At 70.6% G+C, this 17,068-nt stretch carries 15 protein-coding genes and 1 pseudogene; 7 read left to right on the top strand and 9 right to left on the bottom strand.

Annotation, left to right across the window (positions count from 1 at the left end; all coding sequences use genetic code 11):
- The first annotated feature begins 386 nt into the window (after positions 1–386).
- Both ACYVDG_RS29940 and ACYVDG_RS29935 read left to right on the top strand, forming a co-directional pair.
- The gene (locus ACYVDG_RS29940; RefSeq protein WP_460762138.1) at positions 387–584 is read left to right on the top strand and encodes a hypothetical protein; all 198 of its coding nucleotides are present in this window, start codon (positions 387–389) and stop codon (positions 582–584) included.
- 208 nt (positions 585–792) lie between these two features.
- On the top strand, positions 793–1,632 hold the full coding sequence (locus tag ACYVDG_RS29935; protein WP_460762134.1) for a CPBP family intramembrane glutamic endopeptidase: 840 nt from the start codon (positions 793–795) through the stop codon (positions 1,630–1,632).
- Between the two features lie 82 nt (positions 1,633–1,714).
- On the opposite strand, the gene ACYVDG_RS29930 is transcribed toward ACYVDG_RS29935, so the two are convergent.
- On the bottom strand, positions 1,715–2,983 hold the full coding sequence (locus ACYVDG_RS29930) for a CynX/NimT family MFS transporter (protein ID WP_460762129.1): 1,269 nt from the start codon (positions 2,981–2,983) through the stop codon (positions 1,715–1,717).
- A gap of 168 nt (positions 2,984–3,151) precedes the next feature.
- On the opposite strand from ACYVDG_RS29930, the gene ACYVDG_RS29925 reads away from it, so the two are divergent.
- Positions 3,152–3,853, top strand: coding sequence for a FadR/GntR family transcriptional regulator (locus ACYVDG_RS29925; protein WP_460762125.1), 702 nt, complete (start codon positions 3,152–3,154; stop codon positions 3,851–3,853).
- A 54-nt stretch (positions 3,854–3,907) separates the two neighbouring features.
- On the opposite strand, the gene ACYVDG_RS29920 is transcribed toward ACYVDG_RS29925, so the two are convergent.
- The 3 genes from ACYVDG_RS29920 to ACYVDG_RS29910 form a co-directional block, all read right to left on the bottom strand.
- Positions 3,908–4,654, bottom strand: coding sequence for an RraA family protein (locus tag ACYVDG_RS29920; protein ID WP_460762180.1), 747 nt, complete (start codon positions 4,652–4,654; stop codon positions 3,908–3,910).
- A gap of 295 nt (positions 4,655–4,949) precedes the next feature.
- Entirely contained in the window at positions 4,950–5,810 is an 861-nt protein-coding gene (folP, locus tag ACYVDG_RS29915; protein WP_460762121.1) for a dihydropteroate synthase, read from the bottom strand.
- A 127-nt stretch (positions 5,811–5,937) separates the two neighbouring features.
- A complete protein-coding gene (locus tag ACYVDG_RS29910) occupies positions 5,938–6,846 on the bottom strand; it encodes an Lrp/AsnC family transcriptional regulator (RefSeq protein WP_460762118.1) in 909 nt (302 codons plus the stop codon).
- 476 nt (positions 6,847–7,322) lie between these two features.
- On the opposite strand from ACYVDG_RS29910, the gene ACYVDG_RS29905 reads away from it, so the two are divergent.
- The 3 genes from ACYVDG_RS29905 (at position 7,323) to ACYVDG_RS29895 (ending at position 10,804) form a co-directional block, all read left to right on the top strand.
- Entirely contained in the window at positions 7,323–8,936 is a 1,614-nt protein-coding gene (locus ACYVDG_RS29905) for an LCP family protein (RefSeq protein WP_460762113.1), read from the top strand.
- Positions 8,937–9,093: 157 nt separating this feature from the next.
- Positions 9,094–9,807, top strand: a complete 714-nt coding sequence (locus ACYVDG_RS29900; RefSeq protein ID WP_460762110.1) for a cell wall anchor protein — start codon at positions 9,094–9,096, stop codon at positions 9,805–9,807.
- A gap of 211 nt (positions 9,808–10,018) precedes the next feature.
- Positions 10,019–10,804, top strand: coding sequence for a hypothetical protein (locus tag ACYVDG_RS29895; protein WP_460762105.1), 786 nt, complete (start codon positions 10,019–10,021; stop codon positions 10,802–10,804).
- Between the two features lie 126 nt (positions 10,805–10,930).
- Here the strand turns inward: ACYVDG_RS29895 and ACYVDG_RS29890 are convergent, their stop codons facing one another.
- Positions 10,931–11,140, bottom strand: coding sequence for a dodecin (locus ACYVDG_RS29890; RefSeq protein WP_460762100.1), 210 nt, complete (start codon positions 11,138–11,140; stop codon positions 10,931–10,933).
- A gap of 556 nt (positions 11,141–11,696) precedes the next feature.
- On the opposite strand from ACYVDG_RS29890, the gene ACYVDG_RS29885 reads away from it, so the two are divergent.
- The gene (locus ACYVDG_RS29885; protein ID WP_460762095.1) at positions 11,697–11,909 is read left to right on the top strand and encodes a hypothetical protein; all 213 of its coding nucleotides are present in this window, start codon (positions 11,697–11,699) and stop codon (positions 11,907–11,909) included.
- Positions 11,910–11,961: 52 nt separating this feature from the next.
- On the opposite strand, the gene ACYVDG_RS29880 is transcribed toward ACYVDG_RS29885, so the two are convergent.
- From ACYVDG_RS29880 to ACYVDG_RS29865, 4 genes and pseudogenes are all read right to left on the bottom strand, one after another.
- A complete protein-coding gene (locus tag ACYVDG_RS29880; RefSeq protein ID WP_460762092.1) occupies positions 11,962–13,029 on the bottom strand; it encodes a hypothetical protein in 1,068 nt (355 codons plus the stop codon).
- A 212-nt stretch (positions 13,030–13,241) separates the two neighbouring features.
- Entirely contained in the window at positions 13,242–15,488 is a 2,247-nt protein-coding gene (locus tag ACYVDG_RS29875) for a hypothetical protein (protein ID WP_460762089.1), read from the bottom strand.
- Between the two features lie 86 nt (positions 15,489–15,574).
- Complete coding sequence (mobA, locus tag ACYVDG_RS29870; RefSeq protein ID WP_460762084.1) at positions 15,575–16,141, bottom strand: molybdenum cofactor guanylyltransferase; 567 nt, start codon at positions 16,139–16,141, stop codon at positions 15,575–15,577.
- 88 nt (positions 16,142–16,229) lie between these two features.
- Positions 16,230–16,946 (bottom strand): annotated as a pseudogene (locus ACYVDG_RS29865) (RtcB family protein); the annotation flags it as partial.
- Between the last annotated feature and the right edge of the window lie 122 nt (positions 16,947–17,068).

Below are 17,068 nucleotides of genomic sequence, written 5' to 3'. Positions count from 1 at the left end.
GTTCCGTGCCCTGGCAGCACTCGCGCTCGCCGTTGGCTACCTGCGTTAAACTCTCCAATTCGCGTCGTACTACATGAAGCAATACACAAGCGGTGCAGTACGATAGACACTGATTTGGGCGACATAACTCGGCTTCTGAGCAGCATTCTGCTCGCCGCTTCCCAGCTCACAGCAGTTAAACAGGGTTTACTGGCCGGATGCGGCCATATGCGATCGCGCGCCCCCTGGTCACATCGGAGAAACTCCAATATCGTGTTTCGTGCATGGGTCACAGAATAATAACGCCCGGCTCGCGCCGACCTTTCCAGGGCCGGTACCGCGAGACGGCCCACAGGCGTCCCGTCGGGCCGACCCGCAGCACACATCCCCGATCACATGGAGTCACTGTGAAGCTCGAGGACATCAGCAAGGAGACCCTCATCACGGCCCGCCGCTTGCTCGCCGGAAGCGCGATCGCCGCGGTCGCCGTGTTCGGCGTCGCGGCCTGTGAGGACGGCGCTGTCGACGACCCGGGCGTCGAGGTCGAGGACGACGGCCTCGAAGACGACCTCGACGACGGTATGGACGACGAGGGCGAAGAGTAGCCCACAGAACCTGTGCGGCCGGGGCGGCGTCCACGCAGCGCCGCTTCGGCCCCGCACAACCCTGACCCGCACACCGCAGCTACCGAACACCACCCGCCCGACACCCCTGTCCCGCAACGGGCCCGCTCCGGTCGGCACCGGCGCACCGGTGGCACCGGGCACCCCTGGACCGGAGCTGGGCCTTGCCCGGACCGCGTAGATTCGACGCGTGACCGACAGAACCCATGACGACCCGCGCAAGTCGGCCCCCACCCCTCACGAGGGGACCAGCGCGGCAGCCGCAGTCCCGAACTTCCTCCCCAGCCGCTCCCTGCTGCGCTGGGAGATCCTGTGCGTACTCGCCGTCTCCCTGGGCGCCGCCGCGGTGTCGGCGACCATCGCGTTCGTCGGTGTACTCACCGCGCCCGAGTCGATGGCGGAGCAGACCGCCAGCCTCATCCCGACCCGCGCCGAGGGCCGCCCGTGGCTCGACCTCGCCTACCAGCTGTACGCGGTGGCTTTCGCGCTGGCCCCGGTCGCGCTCGTGGTGTACCTGCTGCACCGGAGCGGGGGATCGGCGCGCACGATCGGCTTCGACCTGCGCAGGCCGGGTTTCGACACCTGGAGCGGGCTGGCCCTGGCCGGACTGATCGGCGTCGGCGGCCTGGCCGTCTACGTCGTCTCCTGGCAGCTCGGTCTCACCCGCACCATCGTGCCGAGCACCTTGGAGGGCAACTGGTGGGACATGCCCATCCTGGTCCTCCAAGCGCTCAAGAACGGGATCCTCGAAGAGGTGATCGTGGTGGGCTACCTGCTGCACCGGTTGGGGCAGTTGGGGTGGTCGCCATGGAAGGCCGTGCTGGCCAGCTCGGTGGTGCGCGCCTTCTACCACCTGTACCAGGGGGTCGGGATGTTCGTCGGCAACCTGGTGATGGGACTCGTGTTCGGCTGGTTCTACGTGCGCTACGGCCGCGTGATGCCCTTGGTGGTGGCGCACACGGTGATCGACATCGTGGCGTTCGTGGGCGCCGTGTACCTCATCGGACGGATCGACTGGCTCCCGATCTGAGCCCCGGAGCCTCGCCCCTCCGCATCGCCCCGGGTCCGCTCCCCGGCCCCGCCGGGAACCCTCCCGTCATCCTCTGCGGCGCTCAGGCCCGCGCAGCGGCCTTCGCGTCGATGGCGTCCTCCAAGTAGCGGGGGCGGCCAAGGAGGAGCCCCACAACGAGGTTGAGGGCCACGAGGGACATCGCCAGCGCCAGCGGCGCGTGCCAGCCGCCGCTGAGTTCGTGCAGCAGGCCGAAGAGGAAGGGCCCGGCCCCTCCCAGCAGGTAGCCGAGGCTCTGGCTGGAGGCGGACATCGCCGCCGTGCCCTCGGCCGTGCGGGTGCGCACCGCGAAGATGGTCAGCGCCAGCACGAAGCTGCCCATGCCGATGCCGATGAAGGTGGTCCACACCCAGGTTCCGGCCAGCGGGGAGATCCAGAGCCCGCTGAAGCCGATGATGTAGGCGACCACGAACAGTACGACGAAGACCCGCTGGTCGCGTACGCGGACGATGAGCGTGGGCATGACCAGGGACATCGGGATGCCCAGGGCGGTGAGATAGCCCAGCATCACCCCCGCGGACTGGGCGTCGAGGCCCTGGTCGCGGAGCATCTGGGCGTACCAACCGAACATGATGTAGGCGAGGGAGGACTGGGTGCCGAAGTACAGGACGCCCTGCCATCCGATACCCGTGCCCAGCACCTGGCGCACGCTCAGCGCCTGCCGGGCGTCGCCGGGAGCGGGTTCGTGGCGCAGGGCCAGCAGCCACGGCAGCACGGCGGCCAGGCCGAAGAGGGCGTAGGCGCCGATGGCGATCCGCCACTCGCCGGTGGCCTGTTCCATGGGGACGGTGGCAGCGGCGGCGACGGCCGTGCCCAAGGCCAGGCCGGTGGTGTACACCGTGGTCATCAGCCCCACCCGGTGCGGGAAGTGCTGCTTCACCAAAGCCGGGAGGATGACATTGCCGATCGCGCCGCCGGAGAGTGCCACGACGCTCAGGGCGAGGAACAGCCAGGGCTCGGGGGCCAGGGAGCGGGCGACGAGGCCGACGGTGAGGGCCGCCAGCGCGTAGACGAGCAGGTGGTGCGAGCCGAGCCGGCGGCCGAGGAACGGGGTGAGGCCGCCGAAGAGCGCGAAGCAGAGCACGGGAAGGGTCGTGAGGATACCGGCGCCCACCGCGGTCATGCCGAGCCCCTGGGTGACCTCGTCGAGGACCGGACCCACACTCGTGATCGCGGTCCTCAGGTTGAGGGCGGCCAGTGCGATGGCCAAGGCGATCAGCAGAAGGCCCGCGCGGGTGGGTGCGGAGGCGGAGTCTGACCCGCTCAGGGGACTGTCCTGCACGTTGTGCTTTCGCGTCGGCGCGGCGCTCATGGAAGGCGGCTCACAGATTCGTAGGATGACCCTATGTACTTCATGAGGATAACGCATTGTCGCTCAAGGCCAATTCCAAGCTCCAACTGGTCTAAGCTCCGGCTTTAACCGATCCGTACCTGAGCGCTGGCCCAATCATCCGGCGACCCGCCCCTAGGAGGTATAAGCGTGCCCCTCGCCTCGACACGCCGGACCGGTCTCGTCGACCAGGTCATCAGTCAGCTAAGAGCCCAGATCGACTCGGGTGAATGGGGCGTGGGAGATCGCATCCCCACCGAGTCGGAGCTGTCCGAACAGCTCGAGGTAGGCCGTAACACCGTACGCGAGGCCGTACGGGCCCTCGCCCACGCGGGGCTGCTGGAGATTCGCCAAGGCGCCGGAACCTTCGTCCGCGCCTCCAGCGAGCTCGGCGGGGCCCTGCGCCGCCGCCTGGAACGCTCCCGGCTGAGGGAGAACCTGGAGGTGCGCCGTGCACTGGAGGTCGAGGCCGCGCGCCTGGCCGCACTGCGCCACAGCGACGAGGACATGGCCGACATCGACCGCGCCATGGCCCTGCGCGAGGAGGCGTGGCGCAACCGGGACATGGGCGCGTTCGTGGAGGCCGATTTCACGTTCCACCGGTCCGTGGTGAACGCCACCCACAACACCCTGCTCATCGACCTGTACGACGACATCGCCCAGGTCGTCTACGCCAGCATCGCGCACACGGCGTACGAGCAGAGCGACGAGGCGGCCAACCGGCCCTCGTCGGACACCGACGGCATCGACCACAGCGGACTGACCGAGGCTATCCGGGACGCGGACGCCATCCGCGCCGCCCGCGAGGCCACCTGCTACATCGACGAGCTGCTCTCCCTGACGGAGGAGTGACCTCCGGGGCCGGTCCGCATCCCCCGCGGACCGGCCCCGGAACACAAGCGAGCGTCAGTCCCCTCCATAGACGTCGCCCACCGCCGAGCGCGGACCCAGCCGGGGCCGGACACAGCCGCCCTCCGCCGCCCGGGCCTCGCGACGGGCACTCAGGGAACGCGGGCGGCCGCGCCGCACGCCGGGCTCGGGCTCGCCCTCCCAGCCGGTGACCCTGGACGGGTCCAGACCCAACAGGTCGAGGGTGCTCTCCCCCGCGCTGACCGCTTCGATGAGCTCCTGTTCGCGGGAGAGGCTGCTCATGGTCTCGGCGATGATCGTGCTCACCTGCCCGCGGGGCAGGCAGACCACGCCGTCGTCGTCGGCGACGATCCAGTCGCCCCGGCGCACGGACAGCGGAACGGGACCGGTCGCGTCCATGCTGACTTGCTGGCCGATGGAGCCGCCCGCGTCGTGTCCGGCCTCTCTGACCGCGACCCCGGCCCCGAAGACCGGGAGCTCGCAGCGGGCGATCGCGGCGATGTCGCGCACACAGCCGTCCAGGACGACCCCCGCCACACCGGCGGTCCGTGCGGCCACCGCGAGGATCTCGTCGACGTAGCCGTATTCGGGCTCACCCGCCACGTCCACCACCAAGGCGGATCCCGGGGGCGCTTGGGCGACCGCGACGTGCAGCGCGAGGTTGTCGCCCGGAGCACAGCGCACCGGGAAGGCGGTCGCGGCGAACGCGGCCCCCGGCCAAACGGAGAAGAGGTGGGTCCCGAACGGCCGACCGCCGCATCGAGCCAGTGCCACCGTGCCCACAGCCGTCAACGTCTTCGCAAGCGCCACGTCAGCCTCCATTACACCCGCGCCCGGTGCGGTCGGTTCGGACCGACCCCCTCCATACTCACCGGTAACTTAAGCGTCACGCAAGGCATGCCAGCCCGAAACACGTAAAAATGCTACCGCCGGTTACAGATAACACCGAGCGCACCCGAAAAGCTACCCCCCGTGTCGCATCCCAGGCATGACAAGGGCCGCCCACGGTCGCCCCAGCCCGCGGCCAACGGCCATTCAGCGGCCGGTCCACTGTCCGAACCTACGCGGCCGCGCCCACTCAGCTGACGGCGGCGACCACGTCCAGGGCCGCGCGGGCGGCGGCGACGTCGTGCACCCGGAAGACCCGGCCCCCCTCCCGGGCGGACACCGCCAAGGTGGCCAGCGTCCCGTCACCGCGCTCGGTGAGCCCGGCCTCGAGGGTCTCCCCCACGAAATCCTTGTTGGAGACGGCCACGAGCACCGGCCAACCGGTGGCGGCCAGCTCTCCGAGACGCCGGGTGAGCTCGAGGGACTGGTACGTGTTCTTACCGAAGTCGTGCGTGGGGTCGATCATCACCCCGTCGGGGCGGACCCCCAACGACACCGCGCGTTCAGCCAGGGCACACACCCCGGACACCACGTCGGCGACGACGTCACGGTAGTGCACCCGGTGGGGGTCGGTGCGCGGCGCCAACCCGCCGCTGTGACTGCACACCAGCCCGGTGCCGAACTCCGCTGCCACCCGGGCCAGCTCCGGGTCGGCACCGGCCCAGGTGTCGTTGATCATGTCCGCGCCTGCTTCGGCACAGGCCCGGCCCACCGTGGCCCGCCAGGTGTCGACGGAGATCACCACCCCGGGGTGGCGGGCACGCAGCTCCCGCACGAACGGCACCGTGCGGCGGATCTCCTCCGCCTCGTCGACGTGCGCGCCGTATCCGGCCTTGACCCCGCCCACGTCGATGATGTCCACGCCCGCGGCCACGGCGTGGTCGGCCGAGGCCAGCGCGGCGTCGAGGGCGTAGGTGGCGCCCCGGTCGTAGAAAGAGTCGGGGGTCCGGTTGATCACCCCCATCACCGCGTACCGGTGCCCCTCGAACGTCTGGCCCCGCAAACGCAGTGTCCCTGTCCCCTCCGGCACCGCCGGCCCCTCCGTCAGCATGAGCCCATCATGGAGCACACGGAAAGCACGAGGCCACATGGCCCGCCCTGAGCGGGGACGGAGTACGGGAGGAGCCCCCGGATGCGCGGGGGGCTCGGCGTGAGCGGGGGCTCGGCTCGGGTCCGGTTCAGTCGGGGACCCAGCCGCCCGAACGCTCGCCGCCCCGCCGTTCCTTGCGCACCTGGAGGTGCTCCCAGGTCTCGACGTGGCCGACGTACGCGGTTCCACGAACGGTCTCCAGAGCTTCCACCAGCTGCTGACGGTCCGGCGCGGTGAGCGTGCCGACCACGTCGTAACGGCCGAAGCCACTGGCCAGGAAAGAGATCCTGGACAAGTTGGCCAGGCCGGTACCGAGCGCGTCGGCGTCGCCCCGGCAGCGCAGGCCGAAGCCGATCTGTTCGTTGGCGCCCACCGCCGACGGCTCCACGAGCGCGGTCACGTGGACCACCCCCGAATTGAGCAGGCGCACCACCCGGGACCGGGCCGCCGCCTGTGACAGGCCCACCTGGCGGGCCAGGTCGGCGTACGAAGCACGACCGTCCTTGAGTAGTCGGCGAACCAGACGCCAGTCCAAGGCGTCCAACTCTATGTCGCGTAGTTCCCTCACGCTGCTGTGGGCGTCCTTGTACACGGCGTTGGCCCGGAAGACCTCCGCGCCGTCCACACCGGGTAGCGAGCGCAGGTCGGTGAGCTCCTTGGTGAGCGCGGCGTCATCGGCCACGCGCACCTGTGCGACGGCCGGGAACCTCCCGGCCGCATGCGCCGCGAAGGTCACGGCCTCGCGTTCCCCCAGCGCATCAAGCAGCGGACCGACCGGCCCGCTGACACGGAACGACACGTGGCCGAGGACTTCCATGCCCACCACTCCGGCGTGCAATACCCCGACAATTCTGATCGCCCCAGACTGCACGAGCTGGCGCACTCTGGCGCGTACCGCAGTCCGGGACAGGCCCACCCCGTCGGCTAGGGCCTGGAACGTCGCTCTGCCGTCCCCCTGCAACGCCCGCATGAGAGCGGCGTCAACCGCATCGAGCACGATAGTTGCCTTTCGTTCCCATGACGCCGCCCATACCCCCGGACGGCGCCCCCTCCTCCGGCCAGATCATCGCAGCTGTTGCGCGCGTTCACTACTGATCGCGAAAGAAATCGGTTGATTCACCCCTTTGAGCGGACCGGAGGCGCTCCCCAAAGCCTCAACGACGACCTCCCGACCACATAACAGACTTGTATAGAACAGTCCCTATGAGGTGGCCGCCGTGCACACAACCCTGACAAAGCGCCACACTGATCACACGGGCCTTTCGACACCCCCCAGGGGCACCGGTACTCCGCGGAGCTGAAACCGACCGAGGGGTAGAGGGAACCAAAGGGCCGTCTTCGGACGTGTACCTGAGAAGAGGCACAACAGCAGAGGTGCCCGCCACCCGGCGACAGTGGCGCGGACACCGGACACAGGACAAAGGACGACGGGGCGGCGGTCATGATCGCCCCGCGGCTTGAGAGGAATCGCTGGTGGCAGCGGAGGACGAGCGGCGGGACGCGGCGCCCAAGCGCCCGAGCACTGAGCGCCCGAGCACTGGGGGGGCGCTGCTGTGGACCGCCGCGTCGCTTCCCCTCCCCGGGGTGGCCCACCTGCGCATGAGGCGCAGGGCCGCCGGAGGACTGGTCCTCGGCACCTACCTTCTGGGGATCACCGCGCTGGTCGTCTGGTTGCTCCGGTTGGGCGCGCACGATTCGACCACCGTGACGACGCTGGCCGGGCTGGCCGTGCGGGAACAGGTCCTGCTGGGCGCGATGGGCGCCGTGTTCGTGGTCGTGGTCCTGTGGCTGGCCGTCATCGTGCACTCGTGGGTGATCACCCGGCCGAAGGACACCAAGCGCGGTCACCGGGTCCTCGGCGGCACCGTTGTGCTACTGCTGTGCCTGACCCTGGGTGTACCCGCGGGTTGGGCCCTGCACGGCGGTTACACGGCCTACGAGACGCTGGGCTCGGTCTTCAACGCCCCCGAGCGCGACGACCTCCCCCCGCATGACGAGGCCGACCCGTGGAACGGCGCCGACCAGGTCAACGTGCTCCTCATCGGGGCGGACTCGGCGGAGGAGCGGCACGGGGTGCGCACCGACACCATGATGGTGGCGAGTCTGGACACGGAGACCGGCGACGTGGTCCTGGTGGGGCTGCCGCGCAACCTGGAGAACGTGCAGTTCCCCGAGGACAGCGAACTGGCCGAGCGCTTCCCGGAGCCGTGGGGCTTCGACCAGCTGCTCAACGACATCTACGAGGCGGTCGCCGAGGAGCCCGATGAGCTCGCCCTCAACCCGCGTGCCTCCGACCCCTCCGCCGACACCCTCAAGAAGGTCATCGGGTACAACCTCGACCTGGACGTGGAGTACTACGCCATGGTCGACATGCTGGGCTTCCGCGACCTGATCGACGCCGTCGGCGGCGTGCAGGTGCGCATCGACGAGCCGATCCCGTACGGGATCCACGGCGGTGTCCTGGAGCCCGGGCTCCGCCGCCTCGACGGCTATGAGGCGCTCTGGTACGGCCGCACCCGGATCGGTACCGACGACTACGGGCGGATGGGCCGCCAGGGCTGCCTGATGAAGTACGTGGCGGAGCAGGTCGACCCCACCACCGTGCTCACCAGCTACCGCCAGCTGGCCGGCGCGACCAAGCGCACGCTCAGCACCGACATCCCCCAGTCCAAGGTGCCCGCCTTCATCGAGCTGGCCGACCAGGTCACCGACACCGGGGACATGAGCGCGCTGCAGCTGTCGCCGCCCCAGGTGAACACCGGCAACCCGGACTGGGAGGAGATCCAGGAGCTGGTCGACGAGGCCGTCAGCGGTGAAGTCGCCACCGGCGACGAGCTTCCCGACGACCCCGACGCCTCCCCCACCGGCGAGGACGGGGAGAACGGGACCGAGGAGAACGGCGAGGACGGCGAAGCCGGAGAGGGCAACGGCGCCCCGGAGGACCCGACCGAGGAGGAGTGGGAAGAGATGGGCGAGGACGAGCGGACCGAGTGGCAGGAGTACACCGGTCTGGACGAGCCCTCCCCCGCCGACCCGGGCCGCCAGGTGGGTTCGGAGGCCACTGACCTCGACGCGATCTGCCCCTGATCCCCGATGATCTTGCCCCTGTCTCCACCCTCGGCGGCCGAAGGTGGAGACAGGGGCAAGATCACGGCGGTCAAACCTGGCGCGGGCGGAATGACCGGTGTCGGTCAGCTGGTCACCGAGGGTTGCCGCCCCGGCGCGGGCGTGTGACGCTGGCGCCGTGACCACTGCGCAGCTCTGGACTCTCGTCGCACTGGGCGCTTTTCACGGACTCCACCCCGGGATGGGTTGGCTACTCGCCGTCAGCAGAGGGTTGCAGGAGGGCGGTCGCGGCCAGGTCCTGAGCGCCCTCCCGGCGATCGCGGTAGGGCACGCGGGCAGTGTCGCGATCGCGGCGGTGGCGGTCACCGTGACGGGTTCGAGCACGGCGTCGGTCCTCTTCCCCGTACTGGGCGGCGGGGTGATCGTCCTGGTGGGGCTCGTGATGCTGCTGTCCCGGCAGCACTTCCACTGGCGCGACGTGCGGCTTCCCCTGTGGCAGCTGACCGCTTGGTCGTTCCTGATGTCCTCCGCGCACGGGGCGGGGCTGATGCTGATGCCGGTCCTGGCCGGCCAGCTCTCGCACACGCACGTCGACAGCGGCCACGGCGGCGAGGACGGCGGCCACGGGGATCACGGCGTGGCGGTCGGGGGCGGGGGGCCGGCCGGAGAGGCCGCGGAAAGCGCCTGGAGCCTGTGGGACGCCACCCTGCTCGGGCTCGCGGCCACGGGGGTGCACACCCTGGCGATGCTCGCCGCAGCCGGGGTCGCGGCCCTGATCGCCTACGACTTCCTCGGGGTGCACGCTCTGCGGTGGAAGGGCGTGACCATGGACCGGATCTGGGCGCTGACCCTGCTCCTGGGCGGCCTTTTCGTGCTCTGGTCGGTCATCTGAACAGGCCCCGGGGCCGGGTCGATCGCCGACGGGCTGCGTTCGGCGGGCATCGGTGCGTGGATTTCGGCTTGATCCTCGCCACAGTCGGGAATGGGAGAATGGTCCGCCGTGTCCCATAGACGGAGAAACCTATGCGGGAGCCGTAGACACTGGCGCCCGGGACGTCGACGGTTGAGCGGCCGTCCGTCCCCGGCGTAGAGGGGCAGAGTCCATGACACACAGGTCCGTCAGACCCGAGCGCCGTTGGCACGGGTTGATCACGTCGGTGGCGATCCTGGCCGTGCTGGCCACGGTCGCGGTCATCGGCACCCGCTGGGTGGTGGAGAACCAGGAGCGGATCTTCCCGACCTCCGCCCCGTGGGGGCCGGAATGTTCCGTGTACGCCGGTGACGAGCAGGTCCGCCTCGACCGGGACCAGGCCAAGCGGGCCAGCACCGCCGCGGCCGTGATCGCTCAGGGGGACAGCGCCCCCATCGAGCAGCCGAACGTCGACGACATCCCCGAAGAGGTCATGGACGTCCTCGTCAACGGACCGGAGGAGGACGCGGGTCCCTCGTTGAGCTGCCGCTACTCCGGCGAGGAGGTGGAGTTCGAGGAGGAGGAGCCCTCGGGCCTGACCCCGCGCGCCACCACGCTCAAGGCCGGCATCGAGAACGACTTCGCCGACACCGATATCGGCGGGTACGTGCCCGGCGGGTACGACTCCGGGCACGGCGAGGGGTCGGCCCACTACGAGGGCCGTGCGCTGGACATCTTCTACCGTCCGGTCAACGAGGACAACCGCCGCGAGGGCTGGCTGCTGGCGCACTGGCTGATCGCGCACGCCCCGGACTACCAGATCGACGTGATCATCTTCGACGACAAGATCTGGAGCACGTACTACCCGTCGATGGGCTGGCGCCACTACGACGCCGATCCGGACAACGAGATCCTGCGCCACCTGGACCACGTGCACGTGGACGTGCTGCGCGGAGACCCCGGAGAGGACGACGTCTGACCGGCTGATCGCGGTCGGAGGGCGGGCGGAGTCATAACTGCACGGCGCGAGGTGCCCGGACCCGCGCGGGTCCGGGCACCTCGCGCCGTGCGCCTGTGGTCGGAGCGGCGTCCGCGGGTGGGGACGTCAGTCCTCCAAGCGGAAGCCGAGTTTGAGGCCCACCTGGAAGTGGGCGACGTCGCCGCCCTCGATGTGGCCGCGGACCTCGGTGACCTCGAACCAGTCGAGTCCGCGCAGCGTGGCCGAGGCCCGTTGGATTCCGTTGCGGATGGCCTGGTCGACCCCGTCGGGCGAGGTCCCGACGATCTCTGTGACGCGATAGGTGTGGTCGGTCATGGGTGACCCCCTGCGTAGTCGGTGGCGCCTGCGTAGTCGGTGGCGCGGGTCGCGCGAACGCGTCCCCGTACCCCGGCCTCCCCCCGATCGGCGGTGACCACACGGATCCCCCGTTTTCCCTCGGGAACCTCTCCGGAGAGGGAATCGAGGCGCTTTACCGCGATTTTCTGAGGACTTTGGTCCCGGTTGGGGCTCAATTGACCCGAGCGAGCGGTGATTCGTTGGACGAATGGCGCGCCTGAAGGGAGGGCGGGATGCCAGATGAGTCCTGACCTGGGGCGTAAGGCCCTCCCCCGGTGGGACTGTCCCGAGACAACGTCGTAACTGACTCTTGACGTACCCCGGGGGGCAGCGGTGTACATTGGGTCTTAGCGCTTCGGTCCCCCGTCGAAGCGCGGGGCGATGTTTCGAGCCCCCGTCGAAACATCGCGTGCGACGCCGGGTGGTTTGCCCCCGTAACCACCCGGCGTCGCCTTTTGTCCGCTGCCGGTCGGTGAATACCCGGCCGTGGCTGGGGGTTGACCATCGAAACCGCTTTGTCTCCTGGGGATCAGCTTTGGGTAATACCGCACCGGACGCACACTGCTCGCGCAGGGACTGCAAAGCCCCGGCCGAGTGGGCCCTCGTCTGGAACAACCCGAAGCTGCACACGCCGGACCGCCGCAAGGTGTGGGTCGCCTGTGGGGAGCACCGGGAGTACCTCGCCAACTTCCTCGGTATGCGCGGCTTCCTCAAGGAGACCGTCCCCATGTCCGAGTTCAACGGCTAGGGTCGGCGGTGGTCCGGTCGGGTGGCCTTGGGAGCACGGAGCTCCGTGGTTCTCAGCCCAGGGCCGTGCTCCAGGCCGACAGCCGGACCTCCTCGTGGCGGCTGCGGCCCGCATCCGCCACCAGGTCCGGCCAAGGATCCGCCCAGGTGCTCTCACGAGCCGCGTTCTCGACCAGGCTGAGCGCGGTCAGGCCGGCATAGAGGCCGACCGGGCCTCCGTCGTCCTCGGCCGCCGTGAGCAGGCGGCGCGCCACCACCGTCAGCACCTCCAGGCCGACCTTCGCGCGCCCGTAACGCGGACACACCGGGTCGACGGCCCTGTGCAGCCAGCGCACACCGCCGTGGGGCCGTGAGGCCAGCAAGCGGGCTGCCAGGAGCAGGTGGTCCACCACCTGTTCGGGTGCGGGTTCACCCTCGGCCAGCTTTACAGTGCGGGTCAGGTCACCGCCCACGGCTTCGAGGGCGTAGCGCACGAGCTCGGGTCGGGCGGTGAGCAGGGCCAGGGCACGATCCGACTGCTCCCGGACGACCGTGTCCCCGGCGGGCGCGCACCGGAGGGCTTCGTGCAGGCTGTCGAGCACGCGCACCATCCTGTTCCGGGCCGTACGCACCCGCTGGTGGTCTAGCTCCACTGGTACCGGGCGCTGGCCCTGCCTCTCTTGCGCACACGGTCCCCGTCCCGGATGCGGAACGCCCTGCTCGGGGCCGGGGATCTGGGCCATGAGGCCGTCCAGGACCTCGCCGAGGCGGTCCAGGCCCCTGCCGCGGTTCAGCGTCAGCCGGAAGGTGGCCATCACGCGGTCACAGGGACGGTCGAGGTCGAGGACCGCCTCGACCACGTCGTCGACCGTCTCCGAACCCCAGGCGGCCCACCGCGCCCACCAGTCGGCCATGCGCCAGTGGCTGCGCGTCGGCACAGGAAGGGCGGTGAGGGTTTCGGCGGAGCGCTCTCGAAGGGCTGGCGCCAACTGGGCCGGGTCGACGCCCAGGAGCGCGATCTGGATCTCCTCCTCCACGAAGTCCGGTGCCCGTTCGGCCAGGGCGGCCCGTGCTTCGGGATCGTCCGCACAGCGGAGGAGTGCGGCGGCCGCCGCGGCGAGCACGTCCCGGTGTTCGTCCACGCGTCGCAGGCTCCTCGCGAGGGCGGAGACCGCCTCAGGCGGGCGGTGCCGGGCCAGGAGCCGGGCGGCGGCCCTGCGGACGGCGACCTTGCCCGCGCCCTCCGGGACGCCGGACAGGAGCGGCCCGAGGCGGGAGGGACGAACCCGCTCCGCGCACCGGGACAGGGCCGGCCCGACCGCCCGCGACTGTGGGCCGCTGGAGTGCTCCGTGATCAGTTCCAGGGCGTGCTCGGGATCATCGGTCGGCCGAGCGCGGACAGGGCAGCCTCGCGCAGAACCACGTCGCCGCCGACCAGGTGTCCGGCGAGGTATGCGTGACCGCCGGGCAGCGCGCCCAGGGAACGCACGGCGGCCTCCCGGTCGGCCGCGGGGACCGAGGGCTCCTCGACGACGGCGGTCAGGTGCGCGCGGAGCCGTTCCCTCAGTTCCGGCGGCCAGATACGGGCCGAGGGCAGGACGCGTGTCCGGAGGGCCTGGGGAACCCACGCGGGCCCGTCTTGGCAGGCACCGACGGCGTCCAAGGCCCGCAGGAGCACCGCGGGAGGTTGGTACCGCACAAGGAGGTCCCAGACCCTGGGGATGCGGGCGGTGTGCGGTTCGTCCTCGAACAGGCTCAGCGCCCTGCCCGCCCGGTCCGGCCCGGCCAGGTACAGGGCGGCCGCCCGCGCGACGGTACCGGGGTCGGGGTCAGCCAGTACGGCCGCCCGCAGAAGGCCGTCGAGCGCGGTGAGGTGGCGGGCCCGGCGGCCGAGCTCTCCGGCCAGGGCCACGGCGGGACCGTGGTCGCCGCGGCGGCACGCCCCGGTCAGGAAGTCGCTCAGCCGACCGACGAGGACGGACTCCGCCCCGGGCGGAAGGAGCTGGTAAAGGCGGGGTTCGGGGCCGTGCCGGTGGCCGCTGTGCGTCTCCGGCATCCACCACGGAAGCACCCTGCGCCCTCCGAGGCGCGTGGTCCAGGGCGCGCTGTGCCGGGCCCGGTCCGGGTCACCCAGGCCTTCGGCGCCGAAGCGTTCGATGAGCCGCCGGTACACCTCGATCCCCCAGTCCACTGCGGGCCCGTGGGCGCGGGTTTCCGGGTGGGACAGGAACCGGGCGGCCAGGTGCCGCAGAGCGCCGCGCGTGGCGGCGGAAGTGTCACGCGCCTGGGCGGTGTCCGCCAGCAACCGGTGCAGCACCGGGAGGGACCGCACGAGAGGTCGGGGGCCGAGGTCGGTCAGGGTGAGCAGTAGCGCGCGGCGTACCGCGTCGCGGTCCACCCGGTGGCGTTCGACCCGTTCGGTGAGGACGGCGGCCAGCACGCCCGGGTCGCCGGTGCGGGCGGACGCCTCCACCAAGCGGGCCAGGCCCCGCGCCCGTCGTGCGGGGTCACCACAGGAAGCGGCCTCGCCGAGCGGCCCGGCCGCCTCCGCGTAGGGCAAGTGGGCGATCGCGTCGAGGTCCTGGTCGGGGTCGCGCGTGCGGCTGCCGGTCCGTTGGAACACCGAGAGCTCCGCCAGGGCACCGCGGGCCAGGGACACCGCACGGTCCCGGGGCAGCAAGTCCAGGAAAGGCAGCAGGGCTTCGGGGTTCCGGGTACGCGTCCAGTACTCGACTTCCCGGTCCAGGAGGGGCTCCGCCACCTCCCAGGGCATGGAACGAAGCACACACCGGACCGCCCCTGAGCGCTTGCGCATGGCGAAACGCAACTGGCGTTCCAAAAGGCGGCCGACGGGTACATCGGGGTGCTTGGTGACGACCCGGTCGGGGTGGGCGAGCCGACGGGCGCGGGGGCAGCGGAGGTGCGTACCGGTCAGGGCTCCGACGCCGACGATCTCCACCACCCGGGCCGGGCGGACCGGGTCCAGTGCCTCCAGAGCACGGCGCCAGTCGTTCATGGTGAACCGGTCAGTGATGTGTTCGGTGAGCAGGTCGGCCACGGTGTCGGGGTGTCGGCGGGCCAGGCGCCGCCAGGACCGGACCGCGTGCGCCAGGTCGGCCAGGTGGCGGGCGACCGCCTCCGGTGTGCAGGCGGGCAGGAGTGCCGCCGCCTCCGCATCACCGTGCTGGTGGAGTACCCGCTGCAGAAGGGCATCGGCGAGCGCGGCGCGACGGCCGTGGAAGAGAGTCCGGTAGAGGGCGCGGCGCAGGCCCGTAGGAGCGTCGTCCAAGAGGGGGGCGACCGCGACATCCGGGACAGGGAGGGTCCGCACGGCGCGCAGGGCGGCGCGGCGCAGGTCCAGGTCGGGCCCGGAAAGGTACCCGGCGACGACGTCCAGGTCGCGGGCGGCGGTCGCCGCGTGCAGGGCTTCGTGGTGGTGGCCCGAAGCTGCCAGTCCGCGCAGGATCGCGGTCAGGTGCGGGGTTCCGGTGTGGGTGCGGGCGTAGCCGGTCAGCGCATGCGTGCGCGAGTGGAGGCTCAGGCCCTCAAGGGATACGAGGAGTTCGGCAGCCGACCCGAACGTCGGCGCGGTGGGGCTCAACGGCCCGGGCGGTCTCCGCCCTTCCTGATCATCATGGCGGACATGGTGGACCAGTTCCCCGGATTCGGCAAGGTCTCCGGTGTGTCCTACCGGAGGTGGCGGCGGGCTTCTTCCAGGTCCTCTGGGGTGTCGACGTCGAAGGTTTCGGGGTCTCCGTCGGCCGGTACTGGGGCGGGGTCCAGTGGTTCCAGCAGGCCGTAGAGCGAACGGCCCCCGTAGTCGGCGAGCGCGGCGCGGAGGACGTCGGTGCGCCAGACCCCGGTGAGCCACTGTTGGCGGCCGGTGGCGTCGACGAGTACGGACCCGTCTCGTCCCTGAGCCGCCGTGTGCAGGGCTTCGAGGTGCCTGGGCCGCAGGTGCGGCAGGTCTGCGGCGAGCAGTGCGCACCAGGGGGCGCGCACGCTCGGCAGCCCGGCTTCGAGGGCCGGGACGGGCCCTCCGCCGGGCGGGTCCTCGCGCACGTAGTGGGCGCTCGGGCTGTCCCGTTCCGGGCCGACCACCACCACTCGGGCGCTGGGGGCGTGCGCTCGGACGGTGTCCACCACGCGCTCCAGGAGGGTGCGTCCGGCGACGGTCAGGCCGGGTTTGTCGGCGCCGCCCATGCGGGTCGCCGCTCCCCCGGCCAGGACCACCGCGTCCAGGTTCTCGATCACCCTCCCAGCATGCCGTACGGCCCGGCCGCGCTGCACTACTGCACGACTGCACTACTGCGCGGGCACGCCGTACGACATGGGCCGGCCCTCAGCCCTTGACGCACACCACTTGGCGCAGGTGGGCGACGACCTCGACCAGATCGGTCTGGGCGTCGATCACCGATTCCAGGTCCTTGTAGGCGCCGGGGATCTCGTCCACGACACCGCGGTCCTTGCGGCACTCCACGCCCTTGGTCTGCTGGGCCAGGTCGGTTTCGCTGTAGGTCTTGCGGGCCTTGTTGCGGCTCATCCGGCGCCCCGCCCCGTGTGACGCGGAGTTGAACGAGTCGGGGTTGCCCAGACCGCGGACGATGTAGGTTCCGGTCGCCATACTGCCCGGGATGATCCCGAGATCGCCCTGTCCGGCACGGATGGCGCCCTTGCGGGTGACGAGCACGTCCACGCCTTCGTAGGTCTCTTCGGCCACGTAGTTGTGGTGGCAGGAGATCCACTGTTCGAAGGTCGTGCCGGGGACGCGGTTGGCCAGGACGCGGCAGGCCAGGCCCATCATGACGTCGCGGTTGCGGCGTGCGTAGTCCTGGGCCCAGAAGAGGTCGCGGCGGTAGGCGTCCATCTCCGGGGTGTCGGACAGGAACACCGCGAGGTCGCGGTCGGGCAGGTCCTGGTTGTGCGGAAGGGACTGCGCCCGGCCGATGTGGTGGTCGGCCAGTTCCTTGCCGATGTTGCGGGATCCGGAGTGCAGGACGAGCCAGACGGTGCCGTCGTCGTCCAGGCACACCTCCAGGAAGTGGTTGCCGCCGCCTAGATGAGTGAGTCCGATGTGTAAGCAGGTAGCGGACACAGCGAAGGGTGCCGCAGAGTCTTGGTGTGAAACGAGACCTGGACACCCTTCTGACCGCACTCTACGTCTTCTGCGACGACCACGTC

Source organism: Nocardiopsis oceani (genome assembly GCF_054777395.1).
This window is presented reverse-complemented; position numbering and strand designations above follow the sequence as displayed.